This is a genomic window from Streptomyces sp. NPDC048383, assembly GCF_040651775.1.
Lineage (GTDB): Bacteria > Actinomycetota > Actinomycetes > Streptomycetales > Streptomycetaceae > Streptomyces.
Genome location: NZ_JBEZKS010000008.1, coordinates 55174 through 77068, shown reverse-complemented (window position 1 = coordinate 77068; position 21895 = coordinate 55174). Strand labels below are relative to the sequence as shown.

Below are 21895 nucleotides of genomic sequence, written 5' to 3'. Positions count from 1 at the left end.
CGGACACCTCCTCCTGCGTCGGCTACTGCCCTCTCAACGCTCCGCCCCGACCGTGCGTTCCCCCGCGCAGTACCGTGGTTCCGGCATGACCCGGGTCGCCGCGTCGCGGCCGTCCCCGGGGCCCGCGCATGAGGTACTCTCGGCCGCCCCGTACCCAGTAGTCAAGTTTGAGGAATGCGTGCTCTCCGAGATCTCCGGCCTCATCCGCTGCTCCGCCGTCTTCCTGCCCGCCGACCCGCCGCGCGACGGCCGCGTCGCCTTCTGGCCGGCCGACCCCGAGAGCGCCCCGCCCACCGCGGACGAGGCCCCCGGTACGGGATCCCCCGCGCGAGCCGTGACCGCTGCCGGGGCCCTCCTTGCGGGCCCCGGGCCCCTGGGCGGTGTCGTCGAGGAACTCACCGTGATCACCCCGGCACTGCGGCCGACCACCGTCCCGGCCCTCGTGCTGCCCGTCGGCGCCGCCCTGCCGCTGCTCACCCGGGTCCGGACCGCCCCCGGGGCGAGCGCCCCGGCGGCGTTCTGGGGGGCGGCGACGTTGCTCGCCCTCGGGTTCGCCGCCCGCGGGCTGTTGCTGCCCGGGCTGAGCCCCGCCGGTCACGACGCCTGGCGGACCGGCCCGCTGGAGCCCGCCGACCTCGAAGCGGTGCGCGAGCTGGCGGCCGCCATGCCGCCCGAGGCCCACTGCGTCCCTCTGGAGGCTGAGGGGCCGCCCCTGCTGCCCGCCCCCGAACCGCTGCTGCGGGCCTTTCTCGACGCGGTCGCCGACACCCTGCCCCGTTCCCCCGCCGCGGCCGCCGCCGCGGGCGGCCCCGCCTTCGCGGCGCCCTCCGGGCCCGTCCGACCGCTGCACGCCCTGCGCGCGTGGGCCGACGAGGTCGCCGCCGGTCACGACGCGGGCGTACGGATCTCCCTGCGCGTCGAGTTCCGCGCCCCGGACGGCAACGGCCCGCAGGCCGGCGGCGCGAGCGCGGACGCCCCGGGCGCCGGCGCCGACGGCCATCCCGGCGCCGCCGCCACCCGCGCCCCCGACGCCCCGCCCGCCCTGCGCGCCGTGCTCCGGCTGCACAGCCTCGCCGACGCCGGCCTCGCCGCCGACGCCGTCGACGTCTGGGCCGCCCCGGGGGGTGCGGCCGGCCCCGCCCCGGCCGCCTTCCCGCCCCGTGCCCGGCTCGACGCCCTGCGCGCACTGCGCCGCGCGGCCCGGCTGTGGCCGGCGCTGACCCCGCTGCTCGGGGCCGCCGTACCGGACGCGGTCGACCTCGCCGACGAGGACGTCGCCGAGTTGCTCGGCGGCGCCGCCGAGGCGCTCGCGGCCGACGGAGTCCAGGTGCGGTGGCCTCCCGGCCTCGCCCGTACCCTCACCTCGCGCGCCGTCATCGACTCCCCCGCCGTCCACACCGTCCACGCCGCCGGCTCCGCGCCCGCGGGTCCGCTCTCCGCCGGCGCCCCGCTCTCCTTCGACTGGCGGCACTCCCTCGATGGCCGGACCCCGGACCTGACCCCGGCCGAACTCGACCGGCTGGCCGAGGCGAACCGCCCCCTGGTCCGGCTGCGCGACCAGTGGGTCCTCGTCGACCCGGCCGCGGTGCGCCGCGCCCGCGCCCGCGTCGAACGGCCCGTCACGGTCTCCGCCGCCGACGCGCTGGCCGCCGTACTCACCGGATCGACGGAGATCGACGGCCAACGCGTCGAGGTGACGGCCGCCGGAGCCCTCGCCGACCTGCGGTCGCGCCTCACCGCCGATCCCGCGCGGGCCGCCCTCCCCCCTGCGCCGAAGGGGCTCAAGGCGACCCTGCGGGACTACCAACTGCGCGGGCTGGCCTGGCTGGACCTGATGACCTCGCTCGGTCTCGGCGCCTGCCTCGCCGACGACATGGGCCTCGGCAAAACGGTCACCCTCATCGCCCTGCACCTGCACCGGGACCACCCCGAGCCCACCCTCGTCGTCTGCCCGGCCTCCCTCCTCGGCAACTGGCAGCGCGAGATCGAGCGGTTCGCGCCGGGCACGCCCGTACGCCGCTTCCACGGTGGCGGCCGCACCCTCGACGGCGTCGACGGCGGTTTCGTCCTCACCACGTACGCCACCATGCGCCTCGACGCGGCCGAACTCGCCGCCCGGCCCTGGGGCATGGTCGTCGCCGACGAGGCCCAGCACGTCAAGAACCCCCGCTCCTCGACCGCCAAGGCGCTGCGCACCATCCCCGCCCCGGCCCGCGTCGCCCTCACCGGCACCCCGGTGGAGAACGACCTGTCCGAGCTGTGGGCCCTGCTCGACTGGACCACCCCCGGCCTCCTCGGCCGGCTCGGCACCTTCCGCACCCGCTGGGCCGAGCCCGTCGAGAGCGGCCGCGACCCGGGGGCCGCGGCCCGGTTGGCCGCGCTGGTGCGGCCGTTCCTGCTGCGGCGCAAGAAGTCCGACCCCGGCATCGCGCCTGAGCTGCCGCCGAAGACCGAGACCGACCACCCGGTGTCCCTCACCCGCGAACAGGCCGGACTGTACGAGGCGGTCGTGCGCGAGACCCTCGCCGCGATCGCCGCCGCCGACGGGATGGAACGCCGCGGACTGGTCGTCAAGCTGCTGACCTCCCTCAAGCAGATCTGCAACCACCCCGCGCAGTACCTGAAGGAGCCCGCTCCCGGCCCGGCCGGCCCGCAGGACGGCGCCCGCTCCGGGAAGCTGGAGCTGCTCGACGAACTCCTCGACACGATCCTCGCCGAGGGCGCTTCGGTGCTGGTGTTCACCCAGTACGTGGCCATGGCCCGGATCCTGGAGCGGCACCTGGCGTCGCGCGGCGTCTCCCACCAGTTCCTGCACGGCGGGACGCCCGTCCCTCGCCGCGAGGAACTCGTCGACCGGTTCCAGTCCGGTGAGGTGCCCGTCTTCCTGCTGTCGCTGAAGGCGGCCGGTACCGGCCTGAACCTGACCCGCGCCGGGCACGTCGTGCACTTCGACCGCTGGTGGAACCCGGCCGTCGAGGAACAGGCCACCGACCGCGCCTACCGCATCGGCCAGACCCAACCCGTCCAGGTGCACCGGATCATCGCCGAGGGCACCGTCGAGGACCGCATCGCCGAACTCCTCGAAGCCAAACGAGCCCTCGCCGACGCCGTCCTCGGCTCCGGCGAATCTGCCCTGACCGAACTGACCGACGCCGAACTGGCCGAACTGGTGGCCCTGCGCCCGGCTCCGGGGAGCGACCGATGAGCAGCGCGCACGACCCGTACGAGAAAACCTTCCCGGCCCTGCCGCCGCACAACGGCCGGACCTTCGCCACCACTTGGTGGGGCCACGCCTGGCTGCGGTCCCTGGAGGACGGCGCGCTCGACGGGGAGCAGGTCCGCCAGGGCCGCCGGTACGCGCGCACCGGCGCGGTCGGCGCCGTGTCGGTGCGTCCGGGCGGACTGACGGCGGTGGTGCGCGACCCGGACGGGACGGCGCACCGGACGGACGTACTGGTCCAGGAGTTCACCGGAGCGGAATGGGACCGGCTGCTGGACCTGGCGGTGTCGGAGTCGGGTCACATCGCCGCCCTGTTGGACCGCGAGGTGCCGCCGGAGCTGGCCGAGGACGCGGCGGCGGCCGGGGTGGACCTGCTGCCCGGCATCGGTGAACTCGACCCGCGCTGCGACTGCGGCGAATGGGACCACTGCCCGCACACGGCGGCGCTCTGCTACCGGATGGCGCGGCTGCTGGACCAGGACCCGTTCCTGTTGCTGCTGTTGCGCGGGCGCCCGGAACGGGACCTGCTGATCCAGCTGGAGGACCGCAGCGCCGGAACGGAACCGGAACCGGAGGCCCCGCCCGGTATCGCCGGCGTCCCGGCGGCAGAGGTGTTCGCGGCCCGGGCACTGCCGCGCCCGCTGCCCGCGCCGCCGCGGCTGCCATCGGCTCCGGGGCAGCCGCCGACGCTGGACACCGAGGCGCAGCCGGAGGGGCTGGACGTGGACGCCGTGGAGTTCCTCGCGCAGGCGGCCGCGTCCGAGGCGTACCGGCTGCTGGCGCGGGCGCTGGCCGCGGACGGCGTCGAGCAGGCGCCGCCGGTGCCGCCGACGGCCGCGGAGGACGCCGTACGACTCACCGCCGAGGCCCGCCACTTCCGGCTCCGTTACCGCTTGGCGGCGGCTTCCGGCCGCGACGGGCCGGCAATGGACCTGGCCGTACGGGCCTGGGGCTTCGGCGGGGCGCCGGGCCTCGCGGCGTTGGAGGACGACTGGTCGCCGGATCGGGCGGCCCTGGCCCGGGCCCGCTCCGCCCTGGCGGCGGCCTGGCCGGACGAGGACGCTCCGGAGCTGCGCCGGGTGCGCGCCCGCTGGACGGCACCGGGCGCCCGACACCAGCTGCGCCTGGGTCGGGACGGCCGTTGGTGGCCGCTGCGCCGCGAAGGGGTCCGCTGGAGCCTCGCCGGCCCGGCCGCCCCGGATCCGGCGTCGGCGCTGGCCCGCCTGGAAGCGGAGTCCGACGCGTCCGACGGCCCGGCCTGAGCGCGGCGGTCTCCGGAGGGGGCCGCGGGAGGGTTTACCTGCCCGCTCCTAGCCTCCTCCCCGAGCGCTGCGCGTGCGGCGGCCGTGTGAAAAAATCATCCTCCCCGGCCGCTGGATGTGGTGTGTGCCGGGGCTCGGCATTCTCGGTGGCGCGTCCATCCGCTGCCGTGCGGAAGCTTTCGACGGACAGCGGTGAGGGTGCCATGAGCGAACTGACGAAGCCCGAGGTCGACGTACCGGAGGGGGACGCTCCTACCGAGCTGACCATCCGGGACCTGGTCGTCGGGGACGGGGCCGAAGTGAAGTCGGGCATGGCGGTCAAGGTCCACTACGTCGGGGTGACCTTCGCGTCCGGGAAGGAGTTCGACGCCTCCTGGGACCGGGGGGAGCCGTACAAGTTCACCCTGGGCAGCGGCAAGGTCATCAAGGGCTGGGACCGGGGGGTGCGGGGGATGAGGGTCGGCGGTCGGCGCGAGATCATCGTTCCGCCGCGTCTCGGTTACGGCAATCAGTCGCCCTCGTCCTTGATTCCGGCGGGCTCGACCCTGGTCTTCGTGGTGGACCTGCTCGACTCGTACTCCCGCACGGCCGGGTGGAGCACCACCACCCGGTGATCGGCGACGGCATAGCCGGCCGGCTGCGGGACCCCTCGGCCGGCCGTGTGCCGAGCCCCGGCCCCTGTCCGTCGGGGCCCGTCGGGGCGCTGTCGAGTACGGCGCGCTCCGGTCCGGCAGGCGGCCGCGGTGTCAGTGCGCTGACGTATCCTTCCGGCCACCGCACACCGACTCGAAGGACCGATAGCATTGACCGGCCTGTCTGCCTTCCCGCTGCCCTTCCACACCTCCCGATCCATAGCGTTCGCCCCACCCCGGACGCTGCGGGAAGTGGAGATGATGCGGTGCAGCTCACACATTCGGGCGAAGGCGGGGTGGTTCGACAAGATGAACGATGCCGACATCGTCGCCAGATGGACGCGCGAAGCACTCGACCAGGGCCTCACCGAAGCGCAGGTCCGCTACGTACTGGCCGAACTCGCGCACTACGCCGCACTGCGGGACGCGCGCACCGGCATCGAGGTGTCCGCCGTCGACGGGGTGTGGCAGTCGGACGGCCTGATCGACGAGGAACTTCGCAGCCGGCTGCGTGAGGCGGTGCGGGTTCTGGAGCAGGTCCCGGAAGCGGAGAAGGACTGGCATCCCGGATCCGACCACCAGGTACTGGACCTGGTCCATCCCTCATTGTTCTGCCTGGTGCGAGAGGTGAGCGGCGCGCCCGAGCAGGCTTGGCAGAACCCGACGAACCGCCATGCGAAGTACGAGTTCTCGGAGAGGTTCCAGTGGCTGCCCACGGAGGTCGACGTCAGTGACGACGGCGACGTCTCCTTCCGTTCGTACGTCAACAACGTCCACCCCGTGAAGCATCACGAACTGGCGGCCGTGCTACCGGACTTGTTGGCGCGGATGCGCCCGCTCCTGGAAAATGTGCTCACCGATCTGCGTCACCCGCGGCCCCTGCGGATCGAGGCCGATCCCTACGGGTGGTACGACTCGGAGCCGGTCCGTCCGGACAAGGCCTCCTACAGCGACGACGAGGCCTTCGCGGAAGCCCTCGGTACGTGGGAACAGGCCCAGGACGACTGGTGGGAGAACCGCCTCCCCGTTGTCCCGGACGCCCCGGTCTTCACCCCGCCCGAGCTGCCCGACGCATCCGCACGGGTCGACCTGCGCGGCCGACGTCTGCAGGTCATCGTCAAGCTCGCCACCCTTCACCTCACCCCGGAGAAGCCCGAGTATCCGGGCGGGTCCTGGCACGTCGAGGGGATGCTGAACGAGCGGATCGTCTCGACCGGCATCTACTACTGGGACAGCGAGAACATCACCGAAAGCCGGCTGAGTTTCCGGGCGGCGCTCGACGACCCGAACTACGAGCAGAACGACGACAACGGTCTGCGCGAGGTCTACGGCCTAGAGGATGAGGACGCGCTGAACCAGCTGTTGGGATCGGCGGAGACTCCCGCCGGCCGCGTCCTGGCGTTCCCGAACGTCCTGCAGCACCGCGTCAGCCCGTTCCGTCTGACGGACGCCACCCGCCCGGGACACCGGAAGATCCTCGCGTTCTTCCTGGTCGACCCGTCGGAAAGGATCACCTCGACCGGTGATGTGCCACCGCAACAGCCCTGGTCCGACACCTCGACCATGACGCTCGAACAGGCACAGGACTACCGCGATGAACTGATGCGGGAACGCAAGTTCTTCGTCGCCGAACACAACGAACAGCTCTACGAGCGGGAATTCTCGCTCTGCGAGCACTGACCCCGAGCGGCCCCACCCCCTCCAGTCACCTGGCCGGAGGCGCCTGAACTGGGCTTATGCCCGTCAGGCGGCTTCGGCTCGGCTCGCTCGACCCCGCTAGACGCGAAGAGCCGGGATGCGCCTTCGCACCGCCCGCCCCATAGTGGAGATCGGCTGGCCGGCCAGGACCGGACTCACCGCAGGGTGGAGGGATCGCCGCCATGGACGAACGGTGCATCGGCTTCGTCGAGTGGTACGACAGGTCCACCGGCACGGGTTGGATCGTCCCCGTGGGACGCGAGGCACCCGTGCGCGTGTACCGCGACGACATCGAGGGTGACTGCCGCAGCCTGTCGGTGGACCAGCAGGTGTCCTTCAGCATCGAGCTCGGCGAGGGACGGTTCGTGGCACGTCGCGTACGCCCTTGAGTCGAGGCGCGCCGTGCGACGCATGACTCCGCATGACTCTGTGGGGCGCGGCGCGGCGCCTCGCCCCCGTCACCCGTCACCCGTCACGAACCACGCGGGTGACGCGGGCCTGCAATGCGTCGGCGCCCGTGTTCAGGTGCAGTTGGAGCAGGCGGTGCGGGAAGAAGAACCCGCTGTCCGTACGGAAGAGCAGCACCCGTCCCTCCGCACCCTGCAGGAACCGTCGGTAGCGGTACGGGGTGCGGCCCCGCCGGGCGAGGGTCGCGCGGATCGTCCAGTGCCGCAGGACGGCCAAGCCACCGAAGCGAAATCCCCGCACCACCGCGAACAGGACGCCCAGCAGGGCGGCGACGAATCCGGCCCGTCGCAGGTCGTGGTCCGGCGTGGCCAGGCCGATCAACGTCATCAGACCCACGACGGCCACGGCCAGACCCGCGAAGCCGTGGCCGACGGAGAAGCGGACCGTGCGGCGCATCCCCTCGTTCGGGCGGGGTCTGCGGTCCTGGAGCGAGGGCTCGAACTGGTTGCCGACGATGTGGACGAGGCCGAGCAGAGCGGCCGCGGCCGGGCCGATCCACCAGGGGTCGGGGCACAGCAGGTGGACGACGTAGCCGAGCAGCGCCTCGATCGTGACCCACACGATCAAGCTGAACGCGCCGCGCACGAGGTGGAACTTGGTCTTCGAGTAGGGGCTCCGTTCACGAAGCCGCCAGGTCCAGCGCATCTGCTCCACCGGCTGGAAGACGTCCGTGAAGGAGCCTTCCATCTGGGTGGCCGCGACCCAGGAGTACGCGAGCGACACCACCAGCGGTCCCGGAGCCGTCATGGTCGACGTGCGCCACGTCGACCATGACGACCACCATGAAGAACATCAGTGGGCCGGTGGCGGCGACGGGCCCGAGTACGGCTCCCCGGTGGGGAGGGCGGTTCCTGCCCCCGTCGCGGCCAGGCCTCTCGTCGGCCGCGGCGGCGCTGCTCCGCCGCTCGGCTTCCTCGGTCCTGAGGAAGCGGGTCTCCGAGTGGTAGGACGTCACCGCGCACGTGGTGGCCATGACGCCGGCCAGGATCGCGGCGCCGGTGACGCTCGCCTCCAGCACGCCGGCGTGCACCGCCGCGGCCACCCACAGGACGGGCAGTCCCAGCGCGCACAGCGACATGACCAGGTTCGGAACGATCCTCGGAAGCAGCTGCTCGGCGCGGGGCAACCAGCCGAGGTCGAGCCGGTCCAGGTAGAGCACGTGCTCCTGCCGCTCGGTGAGGGTGCGTGCGAGCCAGGTGAGCCAGGTCAGCGTCCGCTCCGGGGACTCGTCCGGGCCGGGGCGTTCGCGCAGCAGGCACTCACGCAGGTACGCGTCGAAGATCCGGCCGCGGCGCTCGACCGGGCCGCCCGGGCGGCGTAGGTCGTCGGCAGATCGGTTGCGGTACGTGACGCGGATGAAGGCGAGCATCATCGGGGACCGGAGCAGCTCCCAGAGGTCGGGATCCTCCTCCAGGGCGACGTGGACGTCCGCGAGGGCGTGCCGGTCGGCGGTGAGGAACTCCTGCACGTCCTGCCGGCTCGGCGGCTGGATCTCCACGTAGCGCAGGGCCCTCAGGTCGAAGGCGAGGCGGCGCAGATCGGCCTCGTCCGTACGACAGCCCACGGCCATGCCGGGGCAGACCCGGCGCAGGCGCCGCAGCTCCGCGACGCACGCGGAACGGTCCGCCTCCGGGACCTCGTCCAGACCGTCCAGCACGGGAAGCAGCCGGTGCTCGCTGAGCCAGGTCCGCACCAGGACCCCGGAAATCCCCGTGTACTGCCGTCCCATCGCGGTGACCAGCCATTCCTCGAAGGGTTCGCCGCGGTACGTGTCCAGCCGCAGGTAGACGGGGACGTGGAGGGGCTCCGCGTCTGCGGGCCCGTCCAGCGCCTCGACGGCAAGTCGGTGGGCGAGCCGGGCCAGTTGGGTGGTCTTCCCCATGCCGGGACGGCCGAGCAGCACCAGGTCGTCGGTGTCCTCGAAGAGCGTGCGGATGTTCGTGACCGGGGTCGGAGCCGCCACCGGCTCGGCCCGACGGGCCCTCCTCCCCCTGCGGCCGCGGGCGTGCCCGGCGTCCCGGACCGCGGTGAGGATCGTGAATCTCGGCTGGAGGTACAGGTGGTCCTCGGCGCGTCCCCACTCGACGGCGGTACGGTCCCGGACCTGCTTGACCAGTCGGTGGCGCAGGCGCATCGCGGCGCTGTCCCGCCGGGCCCGGCGGGGCCAGGTGAACGCGAGGACGACCCAGGCGAGGAGGGCCCGCACGAACCGGCGCACCGGGTAACGGCGCAGGCTCGCGTCGACGTCCCGCAGGCGTGCGGGCCCCGCCGCGTCGATCTCCGGGAGCGGCGTCTGCCGTACGGGGTCCCCCTCCGCGCCCCCGCTCTGGTGCCGGCGCGGGCCCGCGGGCTCGTCCGTGGGCGCGGCGTCGACGCCGGGCAGCGGAGGAACCGGCTCCGGCGGCTCCCCGGTGGCGACCGCCTCCTGCTCGTCCGCGGCCCGGTGCCAACGGGGTTCCCACGCGGCCGGGTCCCCGCGCAGCGCCGTGACCATGGACAGGAACGGGACCAGCTGCGGTCGGCGCTTGCCCGAGAAGGCCTCCGAGACGTACGACCGGCTGAGGTGGGCCGCGTCGGCGAGCGCCGTCACGGTGGGCCGGTCGGCCGGGTCGAGCCCCTCGTACAGCTCGTCGTGGACCCGGCCCATGAGCGTCGCCCACGGCCGCAACTCCGGTGGAGCCGCTGCCGGATCCGGACGCTGGGGGCCGCGGGGCCGAAACCCGGCAGACGATGTCATCCGTTCTCCTCGTTCGCGGGCCGTTCCCTCGTTCGCGGGCCGTTCACCGGCGTTCACTCGTTCACGGCTGTCCAACGTCCCTGGTCGGACGGGGTGCGGCGGGCGTAGAACCGTACTCGTCGGTGCTGCCGGCCCCGTACGCCGCAGTCGGCGCCGGGGCCCGGCCGGCCGGTCCCGCAGCATTCATCTTGGCCATCGGGACGCCGCGCGTACGGCCAACCGCCGGGTTCGAAGCATTTGTTGGCGGATCAGCCGAACCCGCGCGTTCGTGGGCCATCATCCGCGCCCTGTCGCAGGAGGAGTTCTCCATGACGTCCGCCTCAAGCCTTCTCGTCCCCTTCGGCGCCCTGTTGACGACGACCCTGGGCGTACTGGCCCGCGCCCCCTGGTGGGTGGTCGCCGGCCTGGCGTTCGTCGGCCTGCTGGTCCTGCGGGCCGAGGCGCTCGTGAACGCGCGCAACGAGGCCCGCCGCGGTCACCACGAGCACCGCCTCCTGGGCCAGGTACCCCGCGGGCAGGCCCTCGCGTACTTGCGGGAGGTCAGGCTCGATCGTGCCGCGGCGGATCCGCGGCCGGCGTCGGATACCGGGACGGACGCGGACGGGGGCGGGGATCCGGACGGCAGGTGACGGTCCGGTCCCGGTCCGGTCCGGTCCGGTCCCGTCCGCCGGGCCGGAAATGCGTTGCCGATCGTGCGGCCGGTGCGAAGAATGCTGACGCATGGGACATGTTGAGGCGGCACACCTGCAGTACTACCTGCCGGACGGACGGGTGTTGCTCGGCGACGTGTCCTTCCGCGTCGGGGAGGGCGCCGTGGTCGCCCTGGTCGGCGCCAACGGCGCCGGCAAGACGACGCTGCTGCGGTTGATCTCCGGCGAACTCCAGCCGCACGGTGGCACGGTCGTCGTCAGCGGTGGGCTCGGCGTGATGCAGCAGTTCGTCGGATCCGTACGGGACGAGCGGACCGTGCGCGACCTGCTCGTCTCCGTCGCGCAGCCGCGGATCAGGGCCGCGGCGGCCGGTGTGGACGCGGCCGAGCACCTGATCATGACGGTCGACGACGAGAACGCCCAGATGCGGTACGCGCAGGCGCTCAGCGACTGGGCGGAGGCGCGCGGCTACGAGGCGGAGACCGTCTGGGACATGTGCACCACGGCGGCGCTCGGCGTGCCGTACGAGAAGGCACAGTTCCGGCAGGTGCGGACCCTGTCCGGCGGGGAGCAGAAGCGGCTGGTCCTGGAGGCGCTGCTGCGCGGCCCCGACGAGGTCCTGTTGCTCGACGAGCCGGACAACTACCTCGATGTGCCGGGCAAGCGCTGGCTGGAGGAGAAGCTCAAGGAGACCCGCAAGACCGTCCTGTTCGTCTCGCACGACCGGGAGTTGCTGGCCCGCCTCGCGCAGAAGATCGTCGCGGTGGAGCCGGGCCCCGCGGGCTCGGACGTGTGGGTGCACGGTGGCGGCTTCGTCACCTTCCACGAGGGGCGCCGCGAACGCTTCGCCCGCTTCGAGGAGTTGAGGCGCCGCTGGGACGAGAAGCACGCACAGCTGAAGAAGCTCGTGGCGGACATGCAGCAGTACGCGGCGCGCAGCGACGTCATGGCCTCCCGCTATCACGCGGCCCAGACCCGGCTGCGGAAGTTCGAGGAGGCCGGCCCGCCGCCCGAGCCACCGCGCGAGCAGGAGATCACGATGCGCCTGCGCGGCGGACGTACCGGCGTACGGGCGGTGACCTGCGAGGAGGTCGAGCTGACCGGGTTGATGAAGTCGTTCTCGTTGGAAGTCTTCTACGGCGAAAGGGTCGCCGTCCTCGGATCGAACGGTTCCGGCAAGTCCCACTTCCTGCGGCTGCTCGCCGGGGACCCGTCGGTGGCGCACTCCGGACGGTGGAAGCTGGGCGCGAGGGTCGTGCCGGGCCACTTCGCGCAGACCCACGCCCACCCCGAGCTGCTCGGACGCACCCTCGTCGACATCCTGTGGACGGAGCACGCCAGGGACCGGGGCGGCGCCATGTCCGTACTGCGCCGGTACGAGCTGGAACGTCAGGGCGACCAGCCCTTCGAGCGGCTGTCCGGCGGCCAACAGGCGCGCTTCCAGATCCTGCTCCTGGAGTTGGCCGGGACGACGGCCCTCCTGTTGGACGAGCCGACCGACAACCTCGACCTGGAGTCGGCGGAGGCGCTCCAGGACGGCCTGGACGCCTACGAGGGCACGGTCCTCGCCGTCACCCACGACCGCTGGTTCGCGCGGAGCTTCGACCGCTACCTGGTCTTCGGCTCGGACGGCGTGGTCCGGGAGACCGCGGAACCGGTGTGGGACGAACGCCGCGTGGCCCGAACCCGCTGAGCCGGGCCCGGGCCGGTGCGACCTATCGGGGTGCACGGCATCACCGGGGCGGATGACCCGGTGATGCCGACGCCCCACCGGGCGGCCCGTTTCGGGGATGGGCCGCCCGTCAGCCGTGTCAGTGGCCCTTGGAGCTCAGCCAGCTGACGATCGGCGATACGGCCTCGTGGGCGACCTCGGAAACCTTGGCAACGAGATGGCTGCCCTTCGAGACCCCCTTCGCGGCGATGCCGATCACTCCGGACGCACCGATCGTGAGGGCACCGAGCGCGGCGATTCCGGCCTGCTTCTTGAACTCGTTGCTCGTCCAGCCGTAGCCGATCCCGTAGAAGACCGCGCTGGCCGCGTCGAGCATGGCGCCGCCGATGCCGATACCGAGACCCGCGGCCATGATCAGCGCACCGGCCGGAGGGAAGAGGATCCCCACACCGATTCCGACGATTCCGACGCCCACCCCCACGAAGCCGGCGATCATGCCGGCCTTGTGCAGGTAGTCGGCCCACCACTTCGCGTCCCCTACGGTGGAGCCGCCGCCCTTGACGGTGTCGTAGGCGGTGGAGTCGCACTGGTTGGCACCGGCCACCTTGGCGGCCTGGGCTTCCTCGGCCGCCTTCTGGACCTCCGGTCCTGAGGAGCGTCGCGGTGGCCACCGCGTCGTCCTCCTCCAGCGCCTTCTGGAAGCCGGCGCTGAGGAACTCGTACAGGGAGTCGGCCGTCCCGGCGTCCAGCGCCGCGTTCGCCGCCTTCTTCACCCCGGGGCCGGGGTTCTCGTTCAGTACGCGGGCGACCGCGACGCGATTGTCCGTCGCGGCGGCCTGTACGGCGCCCGTGCCCAGGAACTTGGCGGCCGCGACGGCTTTGCCGACCGCTTCGGTGGCGGTGTTCGGCGCCTTGGTGGCCTCACCGATGAGATCCTCACCGCGCGGCCCGGCACCACGGTCGTGGTGTGGATCTGACGGCCAACGAAGCCCTTCTGGACGGCCTCGCCCTCCTTACGCACTTGGGCAGGGCGGGTACCGAGTTCGGTGGGACCGGCCCGCTGCGTCGGGCGGACCGGAACGGGCGCGACGGTAATGCCATATTCCGCCCCGTGCGGCCACGCAACAGTACCCAACCGCAAAGTGGGGAAACGTCACAGGTCGACACAGAGAAATGGACGAGCCGGTCAAACGTGCTCGCAAATAACCGAGTTTAAGACGTATGCGGCCTGTTCCGATCGGCCCGGAAATGGGGGACGCATACCCGCGGGAGCGGGGCGGCGCGTTCTCGCCTGCGGAGACCTCCGAGACCGCATCCCCGCCGTCGCACGGCGGGGCGCCCGTGGCCCTTTCATGGCGGTCGGCGCACGGTCCATGGCCGGGTCGCACCTCGGGGCGCCGTGGCGCATGACACGCATTGCCTCGATGTCATCGCGTGTTCGCTCAGCAGACCCTCAGATCCGGATAACGATCGCGTGACCGCTCCCGGGTCTTTCGGCCTGATCGCAGCCCTATGGGCGTTATGCCCGTGATGTACACCACGGTTTTCGGCCGAGCACCGTGGTACATCTTCACGACCGTCTGCCGGACCACCCACGTCCGCGCAGAGGCGCTGGAGCCGGCCGACCGCCGGTAGCAACTCCATCACCATCCGGGGGATCGGAATCCGATCCGCGGCCGAGGACGGCGCGGTTCGGCATGGAGCGGAAAGGCGCACCACAGCATGACCTCGACGCAGGTTGAACAGCACCGCGGAGACGACGACGCGACCGCGGGCAGTACGCCCGAGGAGGGCTACGAGCGCGGGCTCGGCAGTCGCCAGGTCCAGATGATCGCCATCGGTGGCGCCATCGGCGTCGGTCTCTTCCTCGGAGCCGGCGCGAACATCGCGAAGGCCGGCCCCAGCCTCATCCTCATGTACGCCCTCGCCGGTGTGATCGTCTTCTTCATCATGAGGGCGCTCGGCGAACTGCTCCTGTACCGGCCCGTCTCGGGCTCGTTCGCGGAGTACGCCCGTGAGTTCCTCAGCCCGTTCTTCGGGTTCGTGACCGGCTGGACGTACTGGCTCATGTGGGTGGTCACCGGCATGGCCGAGCTGACGGCCGCGGCGATATACGTGCACTACTGGTTCCCGGACGTCCCGCAATGGGTGACGGCCCTGGTCTTCCTGGTGGTCCTGTACATCGCCAACCTGATCTCGGTGAAGATCTTCGGCGAGATCGAGTTCTGGTTCTCGATGGTCAAGGTCACCGCCCTGATCGGCATGATCGTGATCGGCATCGGCGTCGTGACCTTCGGGTTCAGCGCGGCCGGTGACACCGCCGCCGTGTCCAACCTCTGGGCGTTCGACGGCATCTTCCCCAAGGGCGTCGGCTCCAGCCTGATGACCCTGCAGGGCGTCATGTTCGCCTACCTGGCCGTCGAGCTCGTCGGCGTCACCGCGGGCGAGTCCGAGAACCCGGAAAAGACCCTCCCCAAGGCGATCAACACCCTGCCGTGGCGCATCATCGTCTTCTACGTCGGCGCGCTCAGCGTGATCCTGATGGTCGTCAAGTGGACCGAGTTCGAGCCGGGGGTCAGCCCCTTCGTGGCGGCCTTCGCGAAGATCGGCATTCCCGCCGGTGCGGCGATCGTCAACTTCGTGGTCCTGACCGCGGCCCTGTCGTCCTGCAACTCCGGCATGTACTCCACCGGCCGCATGCTGCGCGACCTCGCCGCCAACTCCGAGGCCCCCAAGCTGCTCGGCCGGTTGAGCTCCACCAAGACCCCGGCCGTCGCGATCACCCTCTCCGCCGCCCTGATGGGCATCGGCGTGGTGCTGAACTACGTGGTCCCGGAGAAGGCGTTCGGGTACGTGATGTCGGTCGCGACCGCGGCCGGCATCTGGACCTGGATGATGATCCTGATCAGCCACATCCGCTACCGCCGCGAGGTGGTCGCCGGCCGACTGCCCGCCTCCTCCTTCCCCGCGCCGGGCGGCACCCTGTGCAGCTGGATCGCCGTGGCCTTCCTGCTGATGGTCACCGTGCTGATCGCCATCGACCCGGACAGCCGCGTGTCCCTGTACGTGGGCGCCGGCTGGGCGGTCTGCCTGTCCATCGGCTGGGCGGTGCTCAAGTCCCGCAACCCGCAGGTCGCGGCGCGGGCCAACGTCCCGGCCCAGCGTGACGCGGAGCGCACCCGCTCCTGACCCCGCGCACGGCGACGGGTGCGTACGGGCCTCCCCGGCCGGTACGCACCCGTTTCGCCTCCCCGGGGCGTGCCCGGCGCCTACTCCCAGTCGTCCCAGGGCGGGTCGATCTCCTCGGGGTCGAAGGGCGGCTCGTCGGGGTACGGAGCCGGGGGCTCCTCCGCCGCGAGCAACGCGGCGGGAGCCGCGGCGCCCGCCACCCCAGCGGCGGCCGGGGCCTGAGCCGGGGCCTTGCCGCCGGCCACCGGGGCCGCACCGCCACCACCTTCACCGCCACCACTACCACCACCGGCGGCGACCTCCGCCAAGGTGTCGAGGACGCCCTGGGCGTACTTGGTCAGCTTGGCCTCGCCGACGCCGCCGATGGTGCCGAGTTCCTCCACCGTGCCGGGGAGCCGCGTCGCGATCTCCCGCAGCGTCGCGTCGTGGAAGACGACGTACGCCGGTACGCCCTGCTCGCGGGCCGTCTCGGCCCGCCAGGCGCGCAGGGCGAGGAAGACCGGCTCGGCTTCGGCCGGCAGGTCGACCGGCACCCGGGCGCCCTTGCCCGAGCGCGAGCCGGACTGCTTGCGGGCCGCTGGGGCGGGCGCCTTCTCCTTGCGCATCGAGACGCTGCGGCGGCCGCCGAGGACCTCGCCGCTCTCGTCGGTCAGCACGAGCGTGCCGTAGTCGCCCTCCACCGCGAGCAACCGCTGCGCCAGCAGTTGACGGACGACGCCCCGCCACTCCGCGGTGCCCAGGTCGGAGCCGACGCCGAAGACGGACAGCCCGTCGTGGTCGAACTGGATGACCTTGGCCGTCTTCTTGCCCTGCAGGATGTCGATGATCTGGCCGGCCCCGAACTTCTGGCGGCGTTCCTTCGCCAGCCGCCACACCGTGGACAGCAGTTTCTGCGCGGCCACCGTCCCGTCCCAGGACTCGGCCGGAGTCAGGCACGTGTCGCAGTTGCCGCACGCCTCGCCCGACTGCCCGAAGTAGGCGAGCAGCCGCGTCCGACGGCAGTCGACGGTCTCGCACAGCGCGAGCATCGCGTCGAGGTGCATGCCCAGCGACCGGCGGTGCGCCTCGTCGCCCTCGGAGCCCTCGATGAGCTTGCGCTGCTGGACCACGTCCTGGAGCCCGTACGCCAGCCACGCCGTCGCCGGCTCGCCGTCGCGACCCGCGCGGCCCGTCTCCTGGTAGTAACCCTCGACCGACTTCGGCAGGTCCAGGTGGGCGACGAAGCGTACGTCCGGCTTGTCGATGCCCATGCCGAAGGCGATGGTGGCGACCACCACGACGCCATCGTCCCGCAGGAAGCGCGCCTGGTTCTCCGCACGCGTGCGGGAGTCCATGCCCGCGTGGTACGCCACGGCGTCGATGCCCTGCTCCACCAGGAAGGCGGCGGTCTTCTCGACCGAGGCCCGGGAGAGGCAGTAGACGACCCCGGCGTCCCCCTCGTGCTCGGTCCGGATCAGTTCCAGCAGCTGCTTGTGCGGGTTGTCCTTGCCGACGATCCGGTACTGGATGTTCGGCCGGTCGAAGCTGGCGACGAAGTGCCGGGCTTCCTCCAGCCCGAGCCGCGCCACGATCTCGGCGTGGGTGGCCTCGGTGGCCGTCGCGGTCAGCGCGATCCGCGGCACCTTGGGCCAGCGGGCGTGCAGCATGGACAGCGCGAGGTAGTCGGGCCGGAAGTCATGGCCCCACTGGGCCACGCAGTGGGCCTCGTCGATCGCGAAGAGCGACACCTTGCCCCGGTCGAGGAGCCGCTGCGTACCCTCGGAGCGCAGCCGTTCCGGAGCCAGGTAGAGCAGGTCGAGTTCGTCGGCGAGGAAGGCCCGCTCGACGGCCTGCCGCTCGTACGCATCCTGCGTGGAGTTCAGGAAGCCGGCCCGGACCCCGAGGGCGGTGAGCGCGTTCACCTGGTCCTGCATCAGCGCGATGAGCGGCGAGATCACGACGCCCGTACCGTCTCTGACCAGCGCGGGGATCTGGTAGCACAGCGACTTGCCGCCGCCGGTCGGCATCAGCACGAGGGCGTCGCCGCCGCTGACGACCTGCTCGATGATCTCCTGCTGTTCGCCGCGGAAGGAGCTGTATCCGAAGACGCGGTGCAGTACCTGCAGGGCGTCCGAGGTCTCGGGGGAAGGGTCCGAAGGGGCCATCCGAGAAGCCTATCGGCACCCGCCGACACCCCGGTCCACGTCCCCCGGGGCCTGTGGAAAACCCCGCTCCGCCGGATCGGGGTCCGACGGATGTGAAACCCGGCCTTCATACGTCCGGGTGAGGTCGGCGCCCTTCAGCGGCAACGGGCGGCGGGAGTCCCTACGCTGGGCCGCGGGTGGTGGGCAGCCGTCCGACCAGCACGTCTCACGCTCCGGGAGTCCGCGTGACGCAGCAGCACACGACGTCACTGCGCCGGTGGTTCCGGTACCGGTTCGACAATCTGGTCGCGGGGGGCACGGCCCGGCTCACCGGCTGGTTCGCCGTGGCCTGTCTCGCCGTCGTGGTCCCGGCCAGCGCGGTCCTCGTCTGGTCCGACCGCACTCCCCCGGACGCCCTGTCCGACCGGCTCACGGCGGTGTGGGTCAGCGTCGGGCAGACGCTGAAGATCGGCGGCGCCGTCGGCTCCCCGGTGTACGTGCTGGCGTCCGTCACGCTCGCGCTGGTCGCGCTGCTCTTCGTGTCGACCCTGGTCAGCCTGATCACCACGGGCATCAACGAGCGGCTGCTGGCGCTGCGCCGGGGCCACTCCACCGTGCTGGAACACGGGCACACCGTCCTGCTGGGCTGGTCGGACCAGGTGTTCCCGGTGATCGAGGAGTTGGTGACGGCCAACGCCAACCAGCGCCGCTCCGCCGTCGCGCTCCTCGCCCCGAAGGACAAGGTGGAGATGGAGGACGAGATCATCACCCGGGTCCCGCAGCGCGGCCGGACCCGGATCATCTGCCGCAACGGCAGCACCACGGACCCCACGGAGTTGTGCCGCGTGAGTCCGGGGACGGCGAAGGCCGTGCTGGTGCTGCCCGCCGGTGGGGAGGAGGGCGACTCGCACGTGGTGAAGACGCTCCTCGCGCTGGGGGCCGCCGTCCCCGATCCGGGCGGCGCGGTGGTCGTCGCCGCGGTGCGCGACACCCGCAACCACCTGACGGCCGGACTGGCGGCGGGCCCCGGCGCGCACGTGCTGTGCGTCGACGACATCGTCGCCCGGCTCCTCGTCCAGACCGCGCGCCAGCCCGGGTTGTCCCTCGTCTACCAGGAGCTCCTCGACTTCGCGGGCGACGAGTTCTACACCGTCCCCGCCGGGAACTTCGTCGGGCGCCCCTTCGGCGAGGTCCTGCTGGGGTTCGCGACGTCCTCCGTGGTCGGTCTGCTGCGCGCGGACGGACGGGTGCTGCTCAATCCGCAGTGCGGGAGGCCGGTCAAACCGGGCGACCTGATCATCGTCGTCACGGGGGACGACGACACGGCGGTGGAGTCGGACGTGTCCGCGTGCGTCGACGAGGAGGCCGTCGTCCTGGCGCGGCGCGCCCCGCAGGCCACCGAGCGGCTGCTCCTGCTCGGCTGGAACCGCCGGGCGGCCCTCGTCGTGGACCAGCTCGACCAGTACGTGACCGCCGGGACGACCTTGGACGTCGTGGCCCTCGGCGAGGACCCCACGGCGGTCGGCGCGCTCGGTGTGACGGCGCTCCGTCGGCGCCTCGACGTCACCTTCCACAGCGGGGACATCACCGATCCGTTGGTGCTGGCCAAGTTGGACGTCACCGCGTACGACAGCGTGATCGTCGTCGGCGAGATGGGGGTGGCGGGTCCCGGCGGGTCCTCGCACGCGGCGGAGGGGCCGGCCGGCGCCGATGCCCGTACGGACGACCGGACGCTGGTCACGCTGCTGCACCTGCGGGCCATCGCCGAGGCCTCGGGCCGGGAGCTCGCGCTGACCACCGAGATGTCCGACGACGGGAACCGGCTGTTGGCACCGGCGCGGGACGGCGCCGACTTCATCGTGAGCGGCCGGCTGATCAGCCTGTTGATGACGCAGATCTCGGAGAACCGTCATCTCGCGGGGGTCTTCGAGGAGTTGTTCGAGGCCGAGGGGAACGAGCTGTACCTGAAGCCGGTGGCGGACTACGTCCGGACCGGCCGCGAGGTCGCCTTCGCCACCGTCGTCGAGGCGGCCCGGCGTCGGGGCGAGTGCGCGATCGGCTACCGGCTGCGGGCGCGGGCGGCGACCGCCCCCGACCACGGGGTGCGGATCAACCCCGACAAGCGGGAGTCGGTCCGGTTCGCGGAGGGGGACTGGGTCATCGTGCTCGCCGAGAGCTGACGGACCGGGCCGCGCGGGGACGGGCCGGCCTGCCCCGTGCGGGGGCGGGCCGGCTCCGGGCGGTGGGGTCCGAGCGCCCGGTCAGGGGGTCGAGTGGACCTCCAGGGCGGTCCGTACGGCCGATTCGAGGGCGCCCTCGATCCACGCAGGCTTGACGGAGGTGTGGCAGCCGGCGAAGTGGAGGCTGCCCTCCGCGCTGCGGACGTGCGGGAAGAGCTCGGTGTGCTGGCCGGGCAGCAGGACGGACGCCTCGCCGTACGCGTACGGGTCGCGCATCCAGGACTGGGTGCGGCCGACGCCGGTGTAGAACACCTCGATCCGCTGCCCGAAGACCTCCTGGACGCCGGCGAGTGCACGCGGGTAGCGCTCCGCGTCGTCCAGGGAGTCCCACTTCAGGGCGTCGTCCGACCAGCTGTAGGAGGCGAGGATCACTCCGCCGGGGCTGCCCTCGACGGGGTAGGACGGCTGGAACATGAACCGGTTCGGGTGGTCCGTGGCCGAGCCGCCGCCGATCACGCCGGCCGCCTCGGGCTGGTCGCGGCCGGTGGCGCGGCAGGCGGCGTAGTGGGCGCGCTGGGCGTCGGAGATGTGGCCCTTGGGCACCGAGGGGTGGGCTCCGAGCAGGGCGCCGTCCTCGGGCGTCCGGGCGATCTGGTAGTTCCGGTACAGGCCCGGCCTGATGGCCTCCAGTTCGCGCTTCCAGTCCGCTTCGTCGAACTCCCACCAGCGGCGGCTGAATTCGAGGAGCACCTTGGTGGCGGCGTCGTAGTGCAGTTCGGTGACCGCGCGCCGCTTGCCGTACGAGAGGGCGGGGGCGACGGCGATGTGCCGCAGCCCGGAGAAGGGAACGGTGATGATCGCGGTGTCGCCGGTGAAGGTCTCGCGCCGTACCGGACCGTCGCGGCCCTCGGACACGGTGTCGACGCTCACCTCGCGCTCGCCGTGCCGGATCCGGGTGGCGCGGCGGTCGAGCCGGACGAGGTCCTTGACCCGGCCGTACAGCGCGTCGACCAACGTGGCGCTCCCGCCGGGCAGTTCGAAGAAGGCGGTGTCGGGGCTGATGAGGGAGGCGCCGATGAAGCTGTGCACGAAGGCGAGGTGCAGCCGGGAGGTGAGGTTCTCGACGGTGCCGATGAGGTCGATGGTCCGCTCGTCGAGCTTCGCCTCCTCGGTCAGGTAGCGGTACATCGACATGTGGCCGTAGCGCTGGAAGACGCGGGCCCAGCCCTCGACGAGGGCCTTGTCCTGCTTGCCCTCGATCTCCTTGCGCACGGGCGCGAACGCGGCCCGGACGATCTGGGCGGCGGGCTGCGACTCGTGGGCGGCGGGCACCCCGAAGGAGCGGTTGAGCGTCTGCGGGGCGCGCGCGTAGTCCGCCCGGCGGACGCGGATGCCGTTGACGTGGATCCAGGTGCGGTGGGCGGGGCGGCCCGATCCGTCGACGTCGACGAGGTGGAAGCGGCGGCGCTTCAGCCCGAGGCTGTCGATGAGTCCGGTGACCAGCGGGTGGCTGTCGGGGATGCGCATCGCGCCGGCTTCGGCGTACTGCTTCGGATCGGCGAACGGGGCGGGCGCGCTCTCGTGCCCGCCGGTGCGGAAGGTCTTGATCCGGCCGCCCACCCGGTTCCCGTTGGCCTCGATGACGGTGACCTGGTGGCCGGCCTGGCGCAGCAGGTGCGCGGCGGTCAGTCCGGCGGGACCCGCGCCGACGACCAGGACCTTCTTGCGGTTGCGGGAGCGGGGCAAGCCGTTCTTCAGCAGGATGTCCGCGTACCGGGGCACCAGCGGCTGGTCGTCCTCGTCGCGTACGAGGACGGCCCGGGCGATGGTCAGGCAGGTCTCCCAGTCGGGGCGCGCGGACCCGGCAGGGGCCTGCGGGGTCTCGGCGGAGGCGGCGGCGACGGTGAACGCGCCCGCCCCCGCGACGGCGGCGGCGCCTGCGATGAGGGTGCGTCGGGAGGGCCGGTTGGCGGGCTCCGACGGTGCCCCACCGGGGAGTTCGGGACGCTCGGGGGTGGGAAGCGGTTCCTTGATCATGACGCAACTCTTGCGGCCCGTCGGTGC

14 protein-coding genes are annotated in these 21895 nt (G+C 72.3%); 9 read left to right on the top strand and 5 right to left on the bottom strand.

Annotation, left to right across the window (positions count from 1 at the left end):
* The first annotated feature begins 85 nt into the window (after positions 1 to 85).
* From AB0D46_RS08390 to AB0D46_RS08370, 5 genes are all read left to right on the top strand, one after another.
* Complete coding sequence (locus AB0D46_RS08390) at positions 86 to 3205, top strand: SNF2-related protein (RefSeq protein ID WP_362876511.1); 3120 nt, start codon at positions 86 to 88, stop codon at positions 3203 to 3205.
* A complete protein-coding gene (locus AB0D46_RS08385) occupies positions 3202 to 4482 on the top strand; it encodes an SWF or SNF family helicase (RefSeq protein ID WP_362876510.1) in 1281 nt (426 codons plus the stop codon). The genes AB0D46_RS08390 and AB0D46_RS08385 overlap by 4 nt, the downstream gene beginning before the upstream one ends.
* Positions 4483 to 4685: 203 nt before the next feature.
* The gene (locus tag AB0D46_RS08380) at positions 4686 to 5096 is read left to right on the top strand and encodes an FKBP-type peptidyl-prolyl cis-trans isomerase (protein WP_362876509.1); all 411 of its coding nucleotides are present in this window, start codon (positions 4686 to 4688) and stop codon (positions 5094 to 5096) included.
* Between the two features lie 189 nt (positions 5097 to 5285).
* Entirely contained in the window at positions 5286 to 6794 is a 1509-nt protein-coding gene (locus AB0D46_RS08375) for a DUF4246 domain-containing protein (RefSeq protein ID WP_362876508.1), read from the top strand.
* Positions 6795 to 6994: 200 nt separating this feature from the next.
* Positions 6995 to 7201 carry a cold shock domain-containing protein gene (locus AB0D46_RS08370; RefSeq protein WP_362876507.1) on the top strand — a complete coding sequence of 69 codons (207 nt, stop codon included), beginning with the start codon at positions 6995 to 6997 and terminating at the stop codon, positions 7199 to 7201.
* Between the two features lie 76 nt (positions 7202 to 7277).
* On the opposite strand, the gene AB0D46_RS08365 is transcribed toward AB0D46_RS08370, so the two are convergent.
* Both AB0D46_RS08365 and AB0D46_RS08360 read right to left on the bottom strand, forming a co-directional pair.
* Entirely contained in the window at positions 7278 to 7967 is a 690-nt protein-coding gene (locus tag AB0D46_RS08365; RefSeq protein ID WP_362876506.1) for a hypothetical protein, read from the bottom strand.
* Positions 7900 to 10017 (bottom strand): NACHT domain-containing protein, encoded by a 2118-nt coding sequence (locus tag AB0D46_RS08360; RefSeq protein WP_362876505.1) that lies wholly within the window; start codon positions 10015 to 10017, stop codon positions 7900 to 7902. Before AB0D46_RS08360 ends, AB0D46_RS08365 begins: the two co-directional genes overlap by 68 nt.
* Positions 10018 to 10325: 308 nt before the next feature.
* On the opposite strand from AB0D46_RS08360, the gene AB0D46_RS08355 reads away from it, so the two are divergent.
* Positions 10326 to 10646 (top strand): hypothetical protein, encoded by a 321-nt coding sequence (locus AB0D46_RS08355; protein ID WP_362876504.1) that lies wholly within the window; start codon positions 10326 to 10328, stop codon positions 10644 to 10646.
* Between the two features lie 91 nt (positions 10647 to 10737).
* Complete coding sequence (locus AB0D46_RS08350) at positions 10738 to 12360, top strand: ATP-binding cassette domain-containing protein (RefSeq protein ID WP_362876503.1); 1623 nt, start codon at positions 10738 to 10740, stop codon at positions 12358 to 12360.
* Positions 12361 to 12478: 118 nt separating this feature from the next.
* Here the strand turns inward: AB0D46_RS08350 and AB0D46_RS08345 are convergent, their stop codons facing one another.
* On the bottom strand, positions 12479 to 12943 hold the full coding sequence (locus AB0D46_RS08345; RefSeq protein WP_362876502.1) for a hypothetical protein: 465 nt from the start codon (positions 12941 to 12943) through the stop codon (positions 12479 to 12481).
* Between the two features lie 1118 nt (positions 12944 to 14061).
* Here AB0D46_RS08345 and AB0D46_RS08340 point away from each other — a divergent pair.
* Positions 14062 to 15528 carry an amino acid permease gene (locus tag AB0D46_RS08340; RefSeq protein WP_362876501.1) on the top strand — a complete coding sequence of 489 codons (1467 nt, stop codon included), beginning with the start codon at positions 14062 to 14064 and terminating at the stop codon, positions 15526 to 15528.
* An 80-nt stretch (positions 15529 to 15608) separates the two neighbouring features.
* Here AB0D46_RS08340 and recQ read toward each other — a convergent pair whose 3' ends face one another.
* A complete protein-coding gene (gene recQ / locus AB0D46_RS08335) occupies positions 15609 to 17672 on the bottom strand; it encodes a DNA helicase RecQ (protein WP_362876500.1) in 2064 nt (687 codons plus the stop codon).
* A 224-nt stretch (positions 17673 to 17896) separates the two neighbouring features.
* Here recQ and AB0D46_RS08330 point away from each other — a divergent pair, with 224 nt between their 5' ends.
* Positions 17897 to 19831: an NAD-binding lipoprotein gene (locus AB0D46_RS08330; RefSeq protein ID WP_362876499.1), complete on the top strand. Its 1935-nt coding sequence runs from the start codon at positions 17897 to 17899 to the stop codon at positions 19829 to 19831.
* Between the two features lie 81 nt (positions 19832 to 19912).
* Here AB0D46_RS08330 and AB0D46_RS08325 read toward each other — a convergent pair whose 3' ends face one another.
* Complete coding sequence (locus tag AB0D46_RS08325) at positions 19913 to 21868, bottom strand: FAD-dependent oxidoreductase (protein WP_362876498.1); 1956 nt, start codon at positions 21866 to 21868, stop codon at positions 19913 to 19915.
* Between the last annotated feature and the right edge of the window lie 27 nt (positions 21869 to 21895).